Annotated in this window: 14 protein-coding genes; 4 read left to right on the top strand and 10 right to left on the bottom strand. The window is 68.9% G+C overall.

Annotated features, from left to right (window positions below):
• Window positions 1-1,132: 1,132 nt before the first annotated feature.
• A complete protein-coding gene (locus ACWD0A_RS17760) occupies window positions 1,133-1,939 on the top strand; it encodes a MerR family transcriptional regulator (protein ID WP_451299057.1) in 807 nt (268 codons plus the stop codon).
• Window positions 1,936-2,925, top strand: coding sequence for a BtrH N-terminal domain-containing protein (locus ACWD0A_RS17755; protein ID WP_451299055.1), 990 nt, complete (start codon window positions 1,936-1,938; stop codon window positions 2,923-2,925). Before ACWD0A_RS17760 ends, ACWD0A_RS17755 begins: the two co-directional genes overlap by 4 nt.
• A gap of 244 nt (window positions 2,926-3,169) precedes the next feature.
• On the opposite strand, the gene ACWD0A_RS17750 is transcribed toward ACWD0A_RS17755, so the two are convergent.
• From ACWD0A_RS17750 to ACWD0A_RS17735, 4 genes are all read right to left on the bottom strand, one after another.
• Complete coding sequence (locus ACWD0A_RS17750; protein WP_451299053.1) at window positions 3,170-3,955, bottom strand: DUF4253 domain-containing protein; 786 nt, start codon at window positions 3,953-3,955, stop codon at window positions 3,170-3,172.
• Between the two features lie 116 nt (window positions 3,956-4,071).
• Window positions 4,072-4,347 (bottom strand): hypothetical protein, encoded by a 276-nt coding sequence (locus tag ACWD0A_RS17745; RefSeq protein WP_451299051.1) that lies wholly within the window; start codon window positions 4,345-4,347, stop codon window positions 4,072-4,074.
• A complete protein-coding gene (locus ACWD0A_RS17740) occupies window positions 4,344-4,535 on the bottom strand; it encodes a hypothetical protein (RefSeq protein ID WP_451299049.1) in 192 nt (63 codons plus the stop codon). Before ACWD0A_RS17740 ends, ACWD0A_RS17745 begins: the two co-directional genes overlap by 4 nt.
• On the bottom strand, window positions 4,532-5,626 hold the full coding sequence (locus ACWD0A_RS17735; RefSeq protein ID WP_451299047.1) for a M20 family metallopeptidase: 1,095 nt from the start codon (window positions 5,624-5,626) through the stop codon (window positions 4,532-4,534). Before ACWD0A_RS17735 ends, ACWD0A_RS17740 begins: the two co-directional genes overlap by 4 nt.
• A gap of 512 nt (window positions 5,627-6,138) precedes the next feature.
• On the opposite strand from ACWD0A_RS17735, the gene ACWD0A_RS17730 reads away from it, so the two are divergent.
• Entirely contained in the window at window positions 6,139-7,443 is a 1,305-nt protein-coding gene (locus tag ACWD0A_RS17730) for an MFS transporter (protein ID WP_451299173.1), read from the top strand.
• A gap of 112 nt (window positions 7,444-7,555) precedes the next feature.
• On the opposite strand, the gene ACWD0A_RS17725 is transcribed toward ACWD0A_RS17730, so the two are convergent.
• Genes ACWD0A_RS17725 through ACWD0A_RS17710 form a run of 4 tightly spaced genes read right to left on the bottom strand, consistent with a single transcriptional unit; the run spans window position 7,556 to window position 10,723 of the window.
• The gene (locus ACWD0A_RS17725; protein ID WP_451299045.1) at window positions 7,556-8,434 is read right to left on the bottom strand and encodes a 5-oxoprolinase subunit C family protein; all 879 of its coding nucleotides are present in this window, start codon (window positions 8,432-8,434) and stop codon (window positions 7,556-7,558) included.
• Window positions 8,431-9,114, bottom strand: a complete 684-nt coding sequence (locus ACWD0A_RS17720; RefSeq protein WP_451299043.1) for a 5-oxoprolinase subunit B family protein — start codon at window positions 9,112-9,114, stop codon at window positions 8,431-8,433. The genes ACWD0A_RS17725 and ACWD0A_RS17720 overlap by 4 nt, the downstream gene beginning before the upstream one ends.
• Window positions 9,111-9,875: a LamB/YcsF family protein gene (locus ACWD0A_RS17715; protein WP_451299041.1), complete on the bottom strand. Its 765-nt coding sequence runs from the start codon at window positions 9,873-9,875 to the stop codon at window positions 9,111-9,113. The genes ACWD0A_RS17720 and ACWD0A_RS17715 overlap by 4 nt, the downstream gene beginning before the upstream one ends.
• A 53-nt stretch (window positions 9,876-9,928) precedes the next feature.
• The gene (locus tag ACWD0A_RS17710) at window positions 9,929-10,723 is read right to left on the bottom strand and encodes a putative hydro-lyase (RefSeq protein ID WP_451299039.1); all 795 of its coding nucleotides are present in this window, start codon (window positions 10,721-10,723) and stop codon (window positions 9,929-9,931) included.
• A gap of 289 nt (window positions 10,724-11,012) precedes the next feature.
• On the opposite strand from ACWD0A_RS17710, the gene ACWD0A_RS17705 reads away from it, so the two are divergent.
• Complete coding sequence (locus ACWD0A_RS17705) at window positions 11,013-11,708, top strand: GntR family transcriptional regulator (protein ID WP_451299037.1); 696 nt, start codon at window positions 11,013-11,015, stop codon at window positions 11,706-11,708.
• 62 nt (window positions 11,709-11,770) lie between these two features.
• Here the strand turns inward: ACWD0A_RS17705 and ACWD0A_RS17700 are convergent, their stop codons facing one another.
• Window positions 11,771-13,045, bottom strand: coding sequence for an ABC transporter substrate-binding protein (locus ACWD0A_RS17700; RefSeq protein WP_451299035.1), 1,275 nt, complete (start codon window positions 13,043-13,045; stop codon window positions 11,771-11,773).
• The gene (locus ACWD0A_RS17695) at window positions 13,045-15,267 is read right to left on the bottom strand and encodes a sensor histidine kinase (protein ID WP_451299033.1); all 2,223 of its coding nucleotides are present in this window, start codon (window positions 15,265-15,267) and stop codon (window positions 13,045-13,047) included. The genes ACWD0A_RS17700 and ACWD0A_RS17695 overlap by 1 nt, the downstream gene beginning before the upstream one ends.
• Window positions 15,268-15,375 lie beyond the last annotated feature (108 nt).

Here is a 15,375-nt window from a genome sequence, read left to right as displayed (position 1 = left end):
GCCTCCAGGTTTCTTTACTTCCAGGGTCCGCCGTTTCCCGGTCGCCGCCGAACCGGGCCCGGGCGCGAGTGCCCACGTCCGGCGCCGCCGAACCGGCCCCTGGCGCAAGTGCCGGCGTATGCGCGCCTTCCGACGCGATCGGCTGGAGGCAAGGCTCATCGCCGCCGACGGCCGCCTGCATGGTGGCGCACGCGCTCCCGCCCACAGAGCTGTGGTGTGCCCACCACATACGCCCGTGACCTGCGAGTTTCTACGGTGTCGCGACACGGAATCGTCCCCGCCCAACCGTCCGGAAGTGGTGTTCGTGGCCGCCGCGCACACCGCTGCAGCTCCCTGGCGTGGGCAGCGTTGTGTGCGCAGGTCGACGACTGGCAGCTCCCCGGCGGCGATGAAGTCTCAGGGGCGCAGTTGGCGAACGGGTACTCCCTGATCACATAGCTGGCGGTTCGAGGTCGACCCTGTCACGAAACCGGAACCCCAAGGCGTGAACGAGCGCGAAGACCAAGTCCTCCGCCAGCGGATCGCACTCAGCCACCAGGGCAGTCCTGAGGGCCACCGGGTCTGGTCGAAGGCCGGCCTCGCGAGCCCAGACTGCAGCTCGCTCACTCACTTCGACCGGATCACCGATCCACTCACAGGGGAGGCCGTAATCCCGCGCCATCACCGATGATCGAAGACTCCGGATCCCCACCGGGGGACGCATGGAGGATCTGCCACTCGCCGTCACGCGCCCACCAACACGGCACGCAGCCCGAGGACCGCATCGCCGCCAACTCCGTCAACGGCCGGACGGCTCGCGCCACGATGAGAGAACCCGAGAACCCCATGACCGGGAACCACAGCCGCTGTCATCGACACCGTTGATCACCCGGCCAACACGGTGTGACGAGCCACTGGACAGCTCCACCACACCAGAGGCCTTCGCCGTGATCAAGCCCAGTGGTCATGAGCAACGCTCGTGACCAATACACCTCGTACCCGAGGACGACGGGTTCGGCCGAGGCCAGCTCACCGTCCATGAACGCCGCCATCGCCTGGTCCGCGCGATCTGCTCAACTTCCTGGGCCGCCACCGCAGTTCAACAGGGCACAGCGGTGGACTCTCCCACCGTGGGAGAGTCCACCATGATGGCGTGCAAGACGAACTTCTCACCATCGGGCGCTTCGCCCGCCTGTGCCGGCTCAGCGTCAAGCAGCTACGGCACTACGACGAGATGGGGCTATTGGCTCCTGCCCGCGTGGACGCCGGCTCCGGCTATCGCTATTACGCGCCTGAACAGGCACGCGATGCCCTGACCATCGCCCTGCTCCGCGAAATGGATCTTCCCCTGGCTGTGATCGCCCAGGTGCTGGCTGCCGAGCCTGAGTCCAGGGCACAGATCCTGCGCGCGGAGCGGGACCGGCTGGCCGAGCGGATCAGCAGGGACCGGGCACGGCTGGAGATGCTGGAGCGCCTGGCGGAGGGCGGCCTGCCCGGCTACGAGGTGACGATGGGCAGAGAGCCGGAGCGACGGCTGGTTGTGGTGCGAGCGGTCTGCACCCCTGCGGAGATCGGGGAGATGGTCGGGGAGTGCGTAGGCCGGCTGCTGCCCGTGCTCGGCAAGGCGAGAACGGCATGGGAGCCGCCGCTGTGGGCGCTGTACCCGCTGGACCTGCAAGAGCGGATGCAGATCGCCGTCGGAGTGCAGACACCGCAGAGGGAAAGGACGACCGGTCCGGAGTTCGAGGTGCTGCCCGGCGGACCCGTGGCCGAGACTATGCACATCGGGCCCTACGCCCAGCTGCCCTTGGCCTACAACGCGCTCTTTGCCGCCGTCCACGAGCGCGGTCTGCGCCCGCGAGCGCCTGTACGCGAGGCCTATCTCGTCGGACCGGCGGAGGCACCGCAAGAGGAACTGATGACCCGGCTGATCATCCCCGTCCAGGAGAGCATGGCATGACCACGGTGAAAGGCATCGATGACCGCAGTACGCAGCACTGCGAGACGACAGCTCTGGGTGTGCTGCTGCGGCACCAAGGGCTCGATCTGTCCGAGCCCATGCTCTTCGGCCTCGGCTCCGGTCTGTCCTTCATCTACTGGGACAGCAAGAACATGGGTTTCCCCTTCCTCGGGGGACGGGTCAAGCCTTTCGATCTCACCAGAAACCTGGCCACCAGACTCGGGCTGGAGCTCCTGGTCCAGGAGACCGCTTCCCCCCGCAGGGCATGGGAGAACGTGGCAGCCCTCATCGACGCTGGCCGCCCCGTCGGACTGCAGCTCGACAGCTACTACCTGGATTACTTCGGGTCGAAGGTGCACTTCGGCGGTCATGTCGTCGCCATGTACGGCTATGGCGACCACGACGCCTACCTGGTGGACACCGACCAGCAAGGCGGAGCGGTATCCACCAGCCTGACCAGCCTCGCCCGGGCCAGGGCCGCGCGCGGCCCGATGACCGCCAAGCACCGGTCCTTCACCCTCACCGCTCCGACGAACCCGCCCTCCCCACAGGGCCAGATCATTCCCGCCATCACCGCCTGCGCCGACGCCTTCCTCAACCCGCCCATCTCCAACCTGGGCCACCGTGGGATCGAGAAGGCCGGCAAGCTGGTACGCACATGGCTCCAGCGGACCGACAACCCGCAACGGGACCTGCCCCAAGCCGCCCTGTTGATGGAGAAGGCCGGCACCGGCGGCGCCCTGTTCCGTAACCTCTACCGCGACTTCCTCGCCGAATGCACCCACCTACTCGACAGCAGACACCTGCGCACCGGCCACGGGCTGTACACCGAGGCAGCCACCCTGTGGACGGAAGCCGCAGCACTGATCACAAAAGCCGGCGAGTCAGGCGATGCGCAGCACCTCGCACAGGCAGGGACCATCCTGTGCGATCTTTCACGCCTGGAGCGCGAGGCCATGCAGGCGCTGAGCTGCCTGCAGGAGTGAGACACCGAGCGGATCCAGCCCGCAGCGGCTCGCACCGCGCTGTTCGCCGTCCAGAACAGCCGTGCGCGCGAGGCGCTTGGCTCCCTCCAGGCGGCGGAGGTCGAACGCCGCCTGTGACAGCAGTGCCGACGCCTGCCCGGCAAGGATGAGCAGGACCTGCTGCTGGGCGGGACTGCGGTGCGCTCACGGCCGAGCTCCGCCTTCTCGACCACACCTACTTCCTTGGGCAGCCCGGCCGTCGTGCCTAGTCCCACCAGAACGACCAGGAAGTCCGCCCCACGAGCTCCGTCGCATACTCGGGGAACGGCGTGGGCGGGTCATCGAGGATGTTGTCCGCGGTCGACAGCACGTGCTCCAAAGCGAGCAGGTTCGCGTGCTCTGCTTCAACGGGAGGTCGCGCGACCGAGACGTACAGCTCCCTGCCGAACACCGCCACGACCTGGGCACCGAAGCGGTCCTCCCAGCTCCGCAGGAGTGCGGACAGCAGAGGAAGCGGCGCCTCCGCAGACCAGCCGATCAACGCCAGAGCATCGCTGCTGCGATGGGCAGGGACGAGAACGAGGCGACACTCGTCCAGCCCGAACCGGCCCGTCTCGATGAGCCCGGCCAGCAGGCTTGACGCAGCCTCCTCGGGCGTGGGGCCTTCAGAGGTGAAGGACAACTCAGGCGCCAGGCCCGGCCACTGTTCGAAGGGCGGCCCGGGGTCGTGTGGCCACGGCTCGACTCCTTCAGGTACCGGGGCCGGCGTCGGATCCGTCCACAACGGCAGCCTCCTGCGGCGATACTCGGCGAAGTCCGCGGCCAGCACCCCGTCCAGACGGACGGCGTGAACCTGGTCCAAGCTGAGCGGTGTTCCCATGGCGGCGGGCCGGCACAGGAGGGGAACCAGGCCGTGTGCTCCTTGCTCGCTCAGCAGGCGGGGCCACAGCCGTTCGACGTCTTGAGGGAATTCGTCAGAGCTCCACACGCGTACGGGACCACAAGACAGGAACCGGCCGGGAGGCAGACCATCGGGCAGGTCAAACGACATGGTCGCACCGTAGACCGCGGTACCGACAAGGCAGCCCTCCTGGGTTCGGACCGCCGAAGCCGGCCGCGCCACCGCTGTCGTCGGCCGGCTCGGCGCCCCTTGGCCAGGCAGCGAATTCAGAACGGAGGCTCGTCGTCGGGCGCGCCGGTCCACAGCGGCTCGGCCGGCGTGGCCTCGCGCTGTTGAAGAAGCGCCATGGCGTCTTTGACGCGACCGAGGTCGATGAGGTGCCAGGCCAGAATGCTGCTGTCAGCGGGGGTGTGCTGTTCGAGAACGGCGACGGCCTCCTCGGTGCGTCCAGCGTCCGCCACCAATTCGGCGATGGACCGGACCGCGTACCAGGTGCCGCCCTCAGGGTGGGCTCGTGCCTGCTCGATCGCTTCCTCACTCAAGCCGCACGCGACCATGAGCGGAAGCCCTGACGTTCGCGGATCGCGGCGAGCAGGCCGACGGCATTGGACGGTTCGACGCTGTGCCGCCGGCACGACGGGGTGTCGCAGCAGTGTTCCGCCTCGATGCGGGCAGCCAGCAGCGCGGCGGCTTCCTCGTCCCGGGCGAGGTGTCGTGCCGGTTGCTTCATCGCGCGGTCCTCCTCATCAACTCGGCCAGCAGACGCGCGCGAGGGACCATCTGCGCGACCTCCACGTACTCGGTGTCCGCGTGGGCTCCACCACCCACCGCGCCCAGGCCGTCCAGGGTCGGGCAGCCCGTCGCCGCGATGTGGTTGCCGTCCGAGGCGCCTCCGACGGCGGCTGCGCTCAGGGGCGCCTGGCCCAGTTCCGCGGCGACGCGGAAGGCGAGGGCGAACAGGTCGGCGCTGGACTCCGGTTCCATGGGCGGCCGCCCGGGGCCGCCCAGAACCTCCAGCCGGGCACCGTGCGTTCGTGGGGTGAGCTCTCGTACGAGCCCGTCGATCCGGTCCTGTGCCGCCGCGGTCGGTACACGTACGTCCACCGACACCCTCGCCGTCGCGGGCACCGTGTTGCGCGCGCTGCCGGCCGACAGCAGGGTGGGCGTGACGGTCGCGGCGCCCAGAAGAGGGTGAGCTGCGCCCACGGCTGCCTCGATGCCGGCGAGGGCCAGTACCTGGTGAGCGGCCTCCACGGCGGCGTTGACCCCCTTGTGCGGTTCCTGACCCGCGTGGGCTGCCCGGCCGTGCACCACGACTTCGTACCGTGAGGTGCCCTTGCGGGCGGTCTTGAGCGCACCCCTCTCGTCCGCGGCCGCCTCCAGCACGAAGGCGGCGCCGCACCCCCGCGCGGTTTCCTCGATCAGGTGCCGGGATGTCGGGGAGCCGACCTCCTCGTCCCCGTTGACCAGGACGCACACTCCGTCCGGGGAAGGCAGCGAGGCCAGCGCGTGGAACATCTGCACCAGGCCCGCCTTCATATCCAGGACCCCGGGGCCACGGGCCATGCCGTCGGCCACCGACCAGGGACGGGACCGGAGCGATCCCATGGGCCACACCGTGTCGTGGTGTCCCACCAGCAGCACCCGCGGGGTACCGAAGGCCCAGCGCAGATGGGTCACCCCGTCGATCACTATCGTCTCCGGCTCGGCTCGCAGCAGCCTCGTGCCGAGGGTGCCGACCGCCTCGCCACTGCGCGCCACCGCGGCGTGGTCTCCCGAGAAGGACTCGCACCGGACGAGTTCCTTCAGATCAGCGAGCATGACCGGCAACTGGAGCACGCCCCTCCGGTTCATTGATCCCACCGGCCCCGCCCCTTCTCAGCTCGTCGCGACATCACACCTCTCCCCTCGGATCGCACGTGTCGGTGGAGCGGCCGTGCGCCTTCCTCCTCCGCAGCGCCGCCGCACGAAAGACGCTAGGGCGCGGCAAGAGATGTAACCAGCGACTGGATTGGATGGAATCCATGCGCCACAGGCATGGGTTGAGGACGAGTCGAGGGCCGGGGGGAGGCCCGGGGCGGCGGGAGGAACGTGTTCGAGAACGACGCGCTGCGGCTGCTCGTGGCCGTGGCCGAGACGGGGTCGTTCACCAATGCGGCAATCCGGCGCAGAGACGACCGGGGGCCCGCGCGCCGGGACACCGGATTCCCTTCGAAAGGGCGCCAGACTTGGCCGACATCCTGCGCAGCTGGGCTCACCACATTTCGGCGGATGAGAGGCTGGAAGCGCGGATTTCCCGGCGAGGCCCGCGTCGGGCGGCTCAGCAGCCTCCGATGTGCCTCCTCTCTGGCGATAGGAGGTACACCGTGGCGTCCACGCCGAGCGGTCTGGGGCCGGACGGCCAGGAGGTGACGGGCCCTCTGTCCTGGTACCGGTCGTTCACTCGCGAGGGACGCCGGGCCTTCAAAGGGGCGTTCGGTGGCTTCGCTCTCGACTCCTACGACTTTCAGGTACTGCCGCTGAGCATGGTCGCGATCGCGGGCTACTTCAGCCTCAGCACGGCGCAGACGGGACTGCTGACGACCGTCACACTGCTGATGTCTGCGATCGGTGGAATTCTCGCCGGGGTGCTGATCGACCGTGTGGGCCGGGTCCGCACCCTCATGATCACCGTGGGCACCTACGCCCTGTTCACCGTGCTGTGCGGTTTCGCCGTGAACTATCCCATGCTGCTGGTGAGCAGGGCCTTTCAGGGCATCGGGTTCGGCGGCGAGTGGGCGGCCGGTGCCGTCCTGGTCGCCGAATACGCCAGGAGCCAGTACCGGGGCCGGGTGCTGGCCTTCATCCAGAGTTCCTGGGCCGTCGGCTGGGGGCTGGCGGTCATCGTGAGCACCGTGGTGATGGACAACCTCGACCCCGCCATCGCCTGGCGCGTGATGTTCTGGACCGGCGCTCTTCCCGCACTGCTGCTGGTGTACGTGCGCCGCAAGGTGCAGGACGCCCCCCAGGTGACCAGGCGGCTCGCGAAGGAGGTGCGCGTCCCGCTGTCATCGGTCTTCCAAGGCGCCCTGGCCCGCAAGACGTTCTTCGCCACCCTGCTCGCGACGGGGGTGCAGGGCGGCTACTACACCATTGCGACCTGGCTGCCCGCCTATCTCAAGACCGAACGCGGTCTTACCGTCGTCGGTACCGGCGGCTATTTGTTCGTGCTCATCACCGGCGCCTTCTGTGGTTACGTCACCGCCGGCTACGTGATCGACTTTCTGGGACGCAAGAAGTCCTTCGCCCTTTTTGCGGTTCTCAGCGGGGGCCTGCTGATGGCTTACATCAACATCCCCCAGGGTTCCAACAGAATGCTTCTGGTCCTGGGCTTCCCTCTGGGCTTTTGTGCCTCCGCCATCTTCTCCGGCTTCGGCGCTTTCCTCGCCGAGCTCTACCCGAGTGCTGTCCGGGGCACCGGGCAGAGTTTCACCTACAACGTCGGACGTGCCTGCGGGGCCTTCTTCCCGACGTCCGTGGGGTTTGCGGCAGGCGACGAAGGCGTCGGCGGCGCTCTTGTCTACGGCGTCATGGGTTACGCCGTCGCCCTCATCGCCCTTGTCGGTCTGCCGGAGACCCGCGGCACGGAACTCACCTGACCGGCTCAGCGGCGCAGGCAGCCGCCCGTCGTCGGTCCGGTGGCGGGCCAGGAGTGCGGAGGTCTGGAGGGCCGGCCGGCGCGGAGCCCGTCCGCCCCACGCTCCGGCCGGCTCAGATCCGGCGGCGTCGGTGGATCGGACCGAACCTGACCGGCAGGCCCGGCACGGCCTGAGCTGCCGCAGCCAGTCGGTTCTCGGGTACGACACCGATGACGGGATAGCCGCCGGTGGTCGGGGAGTCGGCCAGAAAGACCACGGGTTTCCCCTCGGGTGGCACCTGAATCGCGCCGACGACCATGCCCTCGCTGGCCATTTCACGGTGCACGGCGCGCTCGAGAACAGGGCCGTCCGTCCGCAGCGCGATGCGGTTGCTCTTGGAGGAGACCCAGAATCGGGCGCTCGCGAGAGTGTCCACCGCGGCGCGCGTGAACCAGTCGTCCCGAGGGCCGAGGAGTACCGGGAGCACCAATTCGGACGGGGGCGCCTGCCATGCCACGGTGTCGCATCGCATCGGCCGACCGCCGGGTACGCCCACGGCGACGGTGTCGCCGTCCCGGAGAGGGGCGGGGCCGAGGCCGGAGAGGAGATCGGTGGAGCGGCTGCCCAGGGTGGACGGGACGGTGATACCTCCGCTGACGGCGACGTAGCTGCGCAGGCCGCTCGTGACCGTGCCCACCGACAGCACAGCGCCTGCGGGCAGGTACACCGGCTCGGCCCACGCCGCGGGTCTGTCGTTGACGCGTACCGGGGCGGGGGCACCGGTCACGGCCACGACCACAGCCTGCGTGACGCGTACGGCCACGCCGGTGAGTGTGGTTTCCAGGGTTGCAGCGTCGGCCGGGTTGCCCACCAGCCGGTTCGCCAGACGGTGCGCCGGCTGGTCGAGGGCGCCGGACCGCGGTACGCCCAGACTGGCGTGGCCGAACCGGCCGAGGTCCTGAATCGTTGTGAGGGCGCCGGCCCGTATGACTTCCATCTTGCCGCCGCTCATGCGTTGTGCCCCCCGCCCTTCGTGTCGGCCTGCACGGTTCTCTTGGTCGCGCCCCGATCACGGGATACGGGCTGTGGGATGAAGCGGACACGCGTGCCCGGGGCCAGCAACGCGGCGGGGTCGCGTTCCATGTCCCACAGGCACACGTCAGTCGTGCCGATCAGCTGCCAGCCGCCGGGAGAGGCGCGGGGGTAGATGCCGGTGTAGGGGCCTGCCAGTGCCACGGAGCCCGCGGGTACGGACGTGCGGGGTTCCGCTTTCCTGGGCACGTGGTAGGGCTCTTGGAGCCCGAGCATGTAGGCGAACCCGGGAACGAAGCCGCAGAAGGCCACGCGGTACTGGGTGCTGCTGTGGATGCCGGCCACATCGTGCTCGGTGACACCCCACAGCTCCGCCACGGCGGGAAGATCGGCACCGTCGTAGCGCACCGGAATCTCGACCAGCGGGCCGCTGTCGGCTGTGAGCGCCGGTACCGACCAGTGACGCAGTTCTGCGGCCATGGCGTCGACGTCGCCGACTCCGTACAGCAGTACGGTCTTCTCGCCGGGCACGACCTCGCGCACCGGCGGGAGCGTGCCTGCGCTGCGGCGGTCCAGGATCTGAACATGCCAGGCTTGCGCCTCCTCCGGCGTGTCCAGGTCGACCAGGAGGGAATCGGCTCCCACAGGGTTCAGTCTCATGCGAAGGCCTCTACCCTGACACCCGCCGATTCCAGCGCCCCGCGCACGTGCTTGGCCAGCTCGACGGCCCCAGGGGTGTCTCCGTGCAGGCACAGCGAGCGCGCCCTGATGGGCACCGTTTCCCCGTCGAGGGAGTCGACGCAGCCCTTCCGCGCCAGGTCCACGGCCCGCCGGGCGACTTGCTGGGCAGAGGTGAGCACCGCGCCCGGGGTGGCCCTGGGAACGAGCGTCCCTTCCGCCGTGTAGGCGCGGTCGACGAAAGCCTCCTCGACCGCCGGCAGGCCGACGAGCCGGGCTTGGGCATGCATGGCCGAGCCGGGCAGGCACAGGACGGGCAGCGTGGCATCCGCGAGCCGGACACCCGCAGCGACGGCGGCTGCCTGCTCGTGGTCGAACACCACACGGTTGTACAGCGCCCCGTGAGGCTTTACGTACGCGACGTCCGCTCCGGCTGCCCGGGCGAACACCTGGAGGGAGCCGATCTGGTACGTGATCTCGTCGGCGAGCTCCTGGGCGGGGACGTCCATGGCTCGGCGGCCGAAGCCGGCCAGGTCTCGGTAGGAGACCTGGGCTCCGATCCGCACGCCGCGTTCGGCTGCCGTGTCGCAGACGCGGTGCATGATGCTCGGGTCTCCGGCGTGGAAACCGCAGGCGACATTGGCACTGGTCACCACCGACAGCATCGCCTCGTCGTCGGTGAGCGTCCAGCGACCGAAGCCTTCTGCCAGATCGGCGTTGAGGTCGATCACGATGTCTGTCACAGCTGTTGTGTCTCCTTGAAGCAGTCCACTCGGCACGAGCAGCCACTGCGCGGTCATGCGAGGCGGTAGTCCGTGTCACGAGCGTCGGTGATAAGCATGTACCCGGGGGCGTGCGTGATCGCGAAGGGGGGTCGCGACACCATCAGCGCTGCCTGGGGCGTGACCCCACAGGCCCAGAACACCGGTACGTCGCCCGGCACGGCCGCCACCGGATCTCCGAAATCGGGCTGGTCGAGGTCCTTGATGCCCAAAGCGGCGGGGTCGCCGACGTGCAGAGGGCTTCCGTGCACCGCCGGCATGAGAGCACTGACGCGTGTCGCGGTGTCGACCAGGCCGGCGGGAATCTGCCGCATGGACACGACCACGGATCCCTTGATCCGGCCGGCCGGCCGGCAGTCGAGGCTGGTCCGGTACATGGCGATGTTGCGGCCTTGATCCACATGGCGCAGGGGTACGCCTGCCTCGGCCAGTGCTGTCTCGAAGGAGAAGCTGCAGCCGATGAGGAACGTGACCAGGTCCTCGCGCCACACGTCGACGACGTCGGTGGGCTCGTCGACCAGCTGTCCGTCCTGCCAGACGCGGTAGCGGGGGACATCGGTGCGCAGGTCCGCGCCGGGGGCCAGCGGTGTCGACCAGGAGCCCGGGTCGGTGACGTCGAGGACAGGGCACGGCTTGGGGTTGCGCTGGCAGAACAGAAGAACGTCGTAGGCCCAGTCGGCCGGCACTGCGATGAGGTTCACCTGCGTATAGGCGGCGCACCAACCCGTGGTGGGCACGTCGGTGCCGTCGCGGAATCTCGCCCGCGCCGCCCGGGGAGTCAGGGCTACCGGGGCTGGAACATTTGTCATCGATGATCCTCTCGTCACAGGTGTCGGCGACGACTCCCGTCCTGTGCAGGCCTGTAGGAATCAAGCTCTGGCCACTGGGGCGCAGCGGCCCTCGACAGCGCCGGCGTGCCCCTGATCCGGACCCAGATCTTGACCCGGCAGAGCAACACCTCTGGGATCCATACTAGAGGATCGTTGAACGATCCGGTAGATGGTGTGTTGTTTCGTTCACCCATTTCCGGTTGACTGGAAACGAGCAGGCTTGAAGAGGTCATCGGCCGCACCGCCGGCCGTCGGGGAAGGAAAAGGGATGACAACCGAGGTCGACCCGTCAGTTCTCGCCGGGGACCGGGCGCTCTTGGGGCGGTCCAGTACCGCGGACCGGGTGGCCGACATCCTGCGGTCTCGTATCACCGACGGGTATCTGCGACCGGGAAGCAAGCTGTCCGAGGACGCGATCGGCAGCGCGTTGGGAGTCTCCCGCAACACACTGCGCGAGGCCTTCCGTCTGCTGACCCACGAGAGGCTGCTCGTCCACGAGCTCAACCGCGGCGTCTTCGTCCGCGACCTCACGGTGCAGGACGTGACCGACATCTACCGGGTCCGCAAGCTCATCGAATGCGCGGCAGTCCGCAATCTCGGGGCACCCCCCTACGACTTGAGCAGGGCTGAAGCCGCGGTCGCCGAAGGTGACAAGGCGGCGGCAGAAGGCTCCTGGCTCGAGCTCGGCACAGCGAACATCCACTTCCATCACGCTGTCGTGGCCCTCGCCGGGAGCAAGCGTCTGGACGAGCTGATGCGCGGTGTCCTGGCGGAACTGCGGTTGGTCTTCCATGCCATGGACAACCCGCGCGGCTTTCACGAGCCCTTCCTGGAGCGCAACCGGCAGATCCTGTCCGCCCTGCGCGAGGCGGACAGGGTCAGAGCCGAACTGCTCTTGGCCGATTACCTTGCCGACGCGGAAAAGCTGCTGGTTCAGAGGTACTCGGAGCTCCGGACCGCCTGACGGGCCGGGCATCAGGCCGGCGCGCCGGCCCCACCCGGCCGACGCCGGTGACGTGCGGCCGCTCACCCACCGTCACCCGTCATTGGCCACGCCAGCTGGGCCTGAGCGACGTCGTAGGGGTAGACCAAGCGGTATCTGCCGGCGTGCACCTGTTCCACGATGCCGCGTGCGCCGATGTTCTGATGATTGTCGTCGAATTTCACACCGTCCCAGGGCATGATCGTGTCCCGTCCCGGTACGTCTGTGTTCACCAGTGCCGAGCGGATGTCGGCCGGCTTGCGGGATCCAGCACTGTTGATCGCTTGGGCGAGGGTCATGACGGCGGTGAACGCGCGGGCGGCGTCGTCGTTCATCGGAGCGCGATAGTGCTTCCTGTACAGGTCCGCGACGGCCTTGGCCGTGGGATTGCGTTCGGCCAGGTCTGCCGACCACGCGAACCGGCTGCACACTCCTTCCGCCCCGGCCCGGGCCTTGCGCAGAAAGGCAGGATCCGCATGGCCGCCGCCGAACGCGATGAGTGCCTCGGGGCGGTAGGCAAGGGAGCGGAAGGACTCCTGCAGCGCCAGGGCCTGCGCGGTGTACAGCAGTGTCAGGACGACGTCGGGCTCCTCCTCCGCAACCGCACGCGCAGGAGCGACGAGGCCCTCCGTCCCGCTCTCGACTGCCACGTCGGCGACGACGTGCCCGTCGACGTGGGACGCGAGGCGTTTGATCATGGCGGCTCCGTCGTTGCCGTACTGATCGTCCTGGTGGATGACGGCGATGCGCCGGACGGACGTACCCGTGCTCTGGCGTTCCTTGAGCAGGGAGAAGACCACCCGGCCGTAGTCGAGCTCCGAGGGGCCGGTGCGGAAGAACCAGTCCAGTCCCCGTTCGGTCAGCGAGGAGGCGGAGGAGCCTCCGTTGACGTAGGGGATCTTCAGTTTCTCGGACCGCGCGCTGGACGCTTCGGTGACGGCCGACTCGTATCCACCGACGACGGCAACCGCCTGCCCATCGGTCACCAACTGCTCGACTTCGGCGGCACCACGCGTCGTGGAGCCGTGGGTGTCGGCCACCAGGAGTTTGATCCGGGCGTTGTGCAGGCGTGGCAGGCCAGCGCCCTTCGCCAGTGGCAGAGGGATCGGGTAACGGCCGTTGACGATCTCGACGGCCAGTTCGGCGCCCCGCCGGGTGTCGGTTCCCACTGTGGCCACGGGCCCCGACACAGGTGCGAGGAAGCCGATGTTCACCGTGCTGTGAGGCTGGACCGGCACGTCGGCACTTCCGGTGCAGGCCGTTGCGACGAGCAGCGCGGTGGACAGGAGCGCGGCGACGCCGGCAGCTGGTCTGGGCATCAGAGGCGACCTTCCGTGTCGGGTGGGGTGCTGCCGGATCGGGCGGGAGGCGGCGGGCAGGGAGCGGGGGTGTCACCGCTGTGCAAGCGTTGGGCGAACCGGCGCTGGGTCAGCCATTCCTGGGGCGAGGAGAAGGCCGGTGCGGCGTCGGTGCTGTGGGGGGCGCCGCGGGGGAAACCGTCGTCGTCGGCAGTTCCCGGGTCGTCGGCAGTTCCCGGGTCGTCGGCAGTTCCCTGGGAGGAGAGCCGGGCGGGCTCGGATCGGGAGACGGGCCGGTCGGCGGGCGGGGGGCACTGCTCGTGCGTGGCCGGAGCGCCGTGGTGGCGGGCGGTGAGCAGGCTCGCCGGGATGCGTACCAGTGCCGTGGTCCCCCGCTGAACGCCGGAGACCAGATGGACGTGGACGCCATGTTTGGCGGCGAGGCGGCCGACGACGATCAGTCCCATGCTCCGGCCTGCGCCCGGGTCCAGAGACGAAGCGGAAGCGAGCCGCTGATTCACCGCGGCCAGGTGATCGGGCGCCATCCCGGTGCCGTGGTCCTGGATGGAGATGAGGAGGTCGCTCAGACGGTCCGGTGCCATCCCGCAGGTCACTGTGACGCGCGTGTCTGCGCCGGAGAAGTCCGTCGCGTTCTCCATCAGCTCGGCGAGCAGGTGCACCAGGTCGGTGACCGCATCCGCCGCTATGTCCGCGGTCACCAGGGGACGGTAGTCGATCCTGGTGTACTGCTCGACCTCGGCGCCGGCCGCCAGCATGATGTCGGCCAGGGGCATCGGCTGTTCCCAGATGCGGCCGGTGTCGGACCCCGCAAGCACCAGAAGGCTCTCGTCCGTGCGCAGCATCTGCGTCGCGAGGTGATCCAGGCGGAAGAGGCGGGCAAGGTGGTCGGGGTCGCGCTCGTGCTGCTCGAGGTCGCCGATCTCAGTGAGCAGCCTGCCCACCCGTTGCTGGTTGCGGCGTGACAGGTGGATGAACATGCCGTTGATGTGCGCGCGCAGCGCTGCCTGGTCCCTGACCAGGGCGACGGCGGCGCTCTGCACCGCGTCGAAGGCCTCGGCGACTTCCCCGATCTCGTCGTCGGACGCCACGCCGGTGGGCGTCGACCGGTAACCGTCGAGATCGTCGACATCCGCCTGCCGCAGGCGGGTGAGCGCCTCGGGCAGGCGCTCGTTGGCAACCTCCAGTGCCGACATGCGCAGCTTTGCCAGCGGACGGGTCAGGGAACGCACTACGGCGGTGATCACGCAGCCCGTGGCTGCGAACACGGCCGCCAGTCCGACCGCGGACCACAGGGCCACACGCTCCCGGGAGGCGTGTGCCTCGCTGCTGACGGTCACGAGGTCGGCGAGGATCTCCGCTTCCACCTCCCGCATCAGGGTGATCTTGTGGCTGGAGGCTCTGTGCCAGGCCGCGGGGTCCACGTCGATGCGCGCAGACTGCGCCTGTTCGGTGGCTCGTTCCTGGATGGCGTGTGCGGTGCTGACCGGTGCGCCCTTCACGGTGTCGGCGTACAGACTCCGCTGCTCCGTGCTCGCCGTGGTCATGAATTCGTTGATGGATTCCTGCTGGCGGGCGACTGTGCCGGCGAAGTCCGGGAACTGCCCGACGAGGAAGGTGCGGGTGGTCAGGACGCTGTTGAGTGAGGCACGCACCCGACTGGTGTTCTCCGTGGCCCGGGAGAGGGCGTTGAGGGAGCGCACGTGGGAAGCGGCCGCGCTGCCGCCGTTTCGCGAGGCCAGGGCCGGTCCGATCTCCAGCAACCTGCGAATGGCCGTGGTGTAGTTGGCGAGGATGGAGCTCTGCGTGAGGTTGGCCCGGTCCACGGAGATGCGCAGTTCCGGCAGGCTGCGCAGTTCCCTGGCGATGTCCTGGAGGACTGTGTCGAGTTGCGGATCATCGGTGGTGTCGATGCCGGCCGCTGCCGAGCGGTAGGCGGCCACCGCCGTGTCGACCTCGGCGCGTTGTTCCCGTGGGTCGGTATCCTCAGCCTCGCGCCGGCCCCGGATGAAGAATGCCGTGACGTCGCGTTCGTCCTGGAGAGCCCGGACCAGGTCGAGGGCCGGCTGCTGGAGCCGGGCCATCTCGGAGAAGCGTCTGTGGTCGTTCGCGTCGCCGATGGTGTGCGAAATGCTCACGACGGCCATGGCAGCCGCCAGCAGGCCGGGGAACAGCACGACCGCGGTCAGCTTGTGCCGGACGCGCCAGTTCTCGGGTCGGTACAAGCGGCGCACGGCCTTGACGTCCGGCTCATACCGGCGCCGAAGCCTTCCTTTGAGGGAATGGCTCGCTCTGGTGTGCAACGGCTGGAACCTCTCGTGAGTGCCGGCCCG

The sequence above is a fragment of the Streptomyces sp. NPDC002867 genome, assembly GCF_053591895.1.
Note: the sequence above shows the minus strand (reverse complement) of the source record. Positions and strands in the feature narration are given on the sequence as shown.

Bases quoted from the DNA above. Each gene is read 5' to 3' on its own strand.
- ACWD0A_RS17725 (WP_451299045.1), bottom strand. From the start codon at position 8,434: ATGAGCGGCGGCAAGATGGAAGTCATACGGGCCGGCGCCCTCACAACG.
- ACWD0A_RS17750 (WP_451299053.1), bottom strand. From the start codon at position 3,955: ATGTCGTTTGACCTGCCCGATGGTCTGCCTCCCGGCCGGTTCCTGTCT.
- ACWD0A_RS17700 (WP_451299035.1), bottom strand. From the start codon at position 13,045: ATGCCCAGACCAGCTGCCGGCGTCGCCGCGCTCCTGTCCACCGCGCTG.
- ACWD0A_RS17730 (WP_451299173.1), top strand. From the start codon at position 6,139: ATGTGCCTCCTCTCTGGCGATAGGAGGTACACCGTGGCGTCCACGCCG.
- ACWD0A_RS17720 (WP_451299043.1), bottom strand. From the start codon at position 9,114: ATGAGACTGAACCCTGTGGGAGCCGATTCCCTCCTGGTCGACCTGGAC.
- ACWD0A_RS17755 (WP_451299055.1), top strand. From the start codon at position 1,936: ATGACCACGGTGAAAGGCATCGATGACCGCAGTACGCAGCACTGCGAG.
- ACWD0A_RS17735 (WP_451299047.1), bottom strand. From the start codon at position 5,626: ATGCTCGCTGATCTGAAGGAACTCGTCCGGTGCGAGTCCTTCTCGGGA.
- ACWD0A_RS17705 (WP_451299037.1), top strand. From the start codon at position 11,013: ATGACAACCGAGGTCGACCCGTCAGTTCTCGCCGGGGACCGGGCGCTC.
- ACWD0A_RS17740 (WP_451299049.1), bottom strand. From the start codon at position 4,535: ATGAAGCAACCGGCACGACACCTCGCCCGGGACGAGGAAGCCGCCGCG.
- ACWD0A_RS17710 (WP_451299039.1), bottom strand. From the start codon at position 10,723: ATGACAAATGTTCCAGCCCCGGTAGCCCTGACTCCCCGGGCGGCGCGG.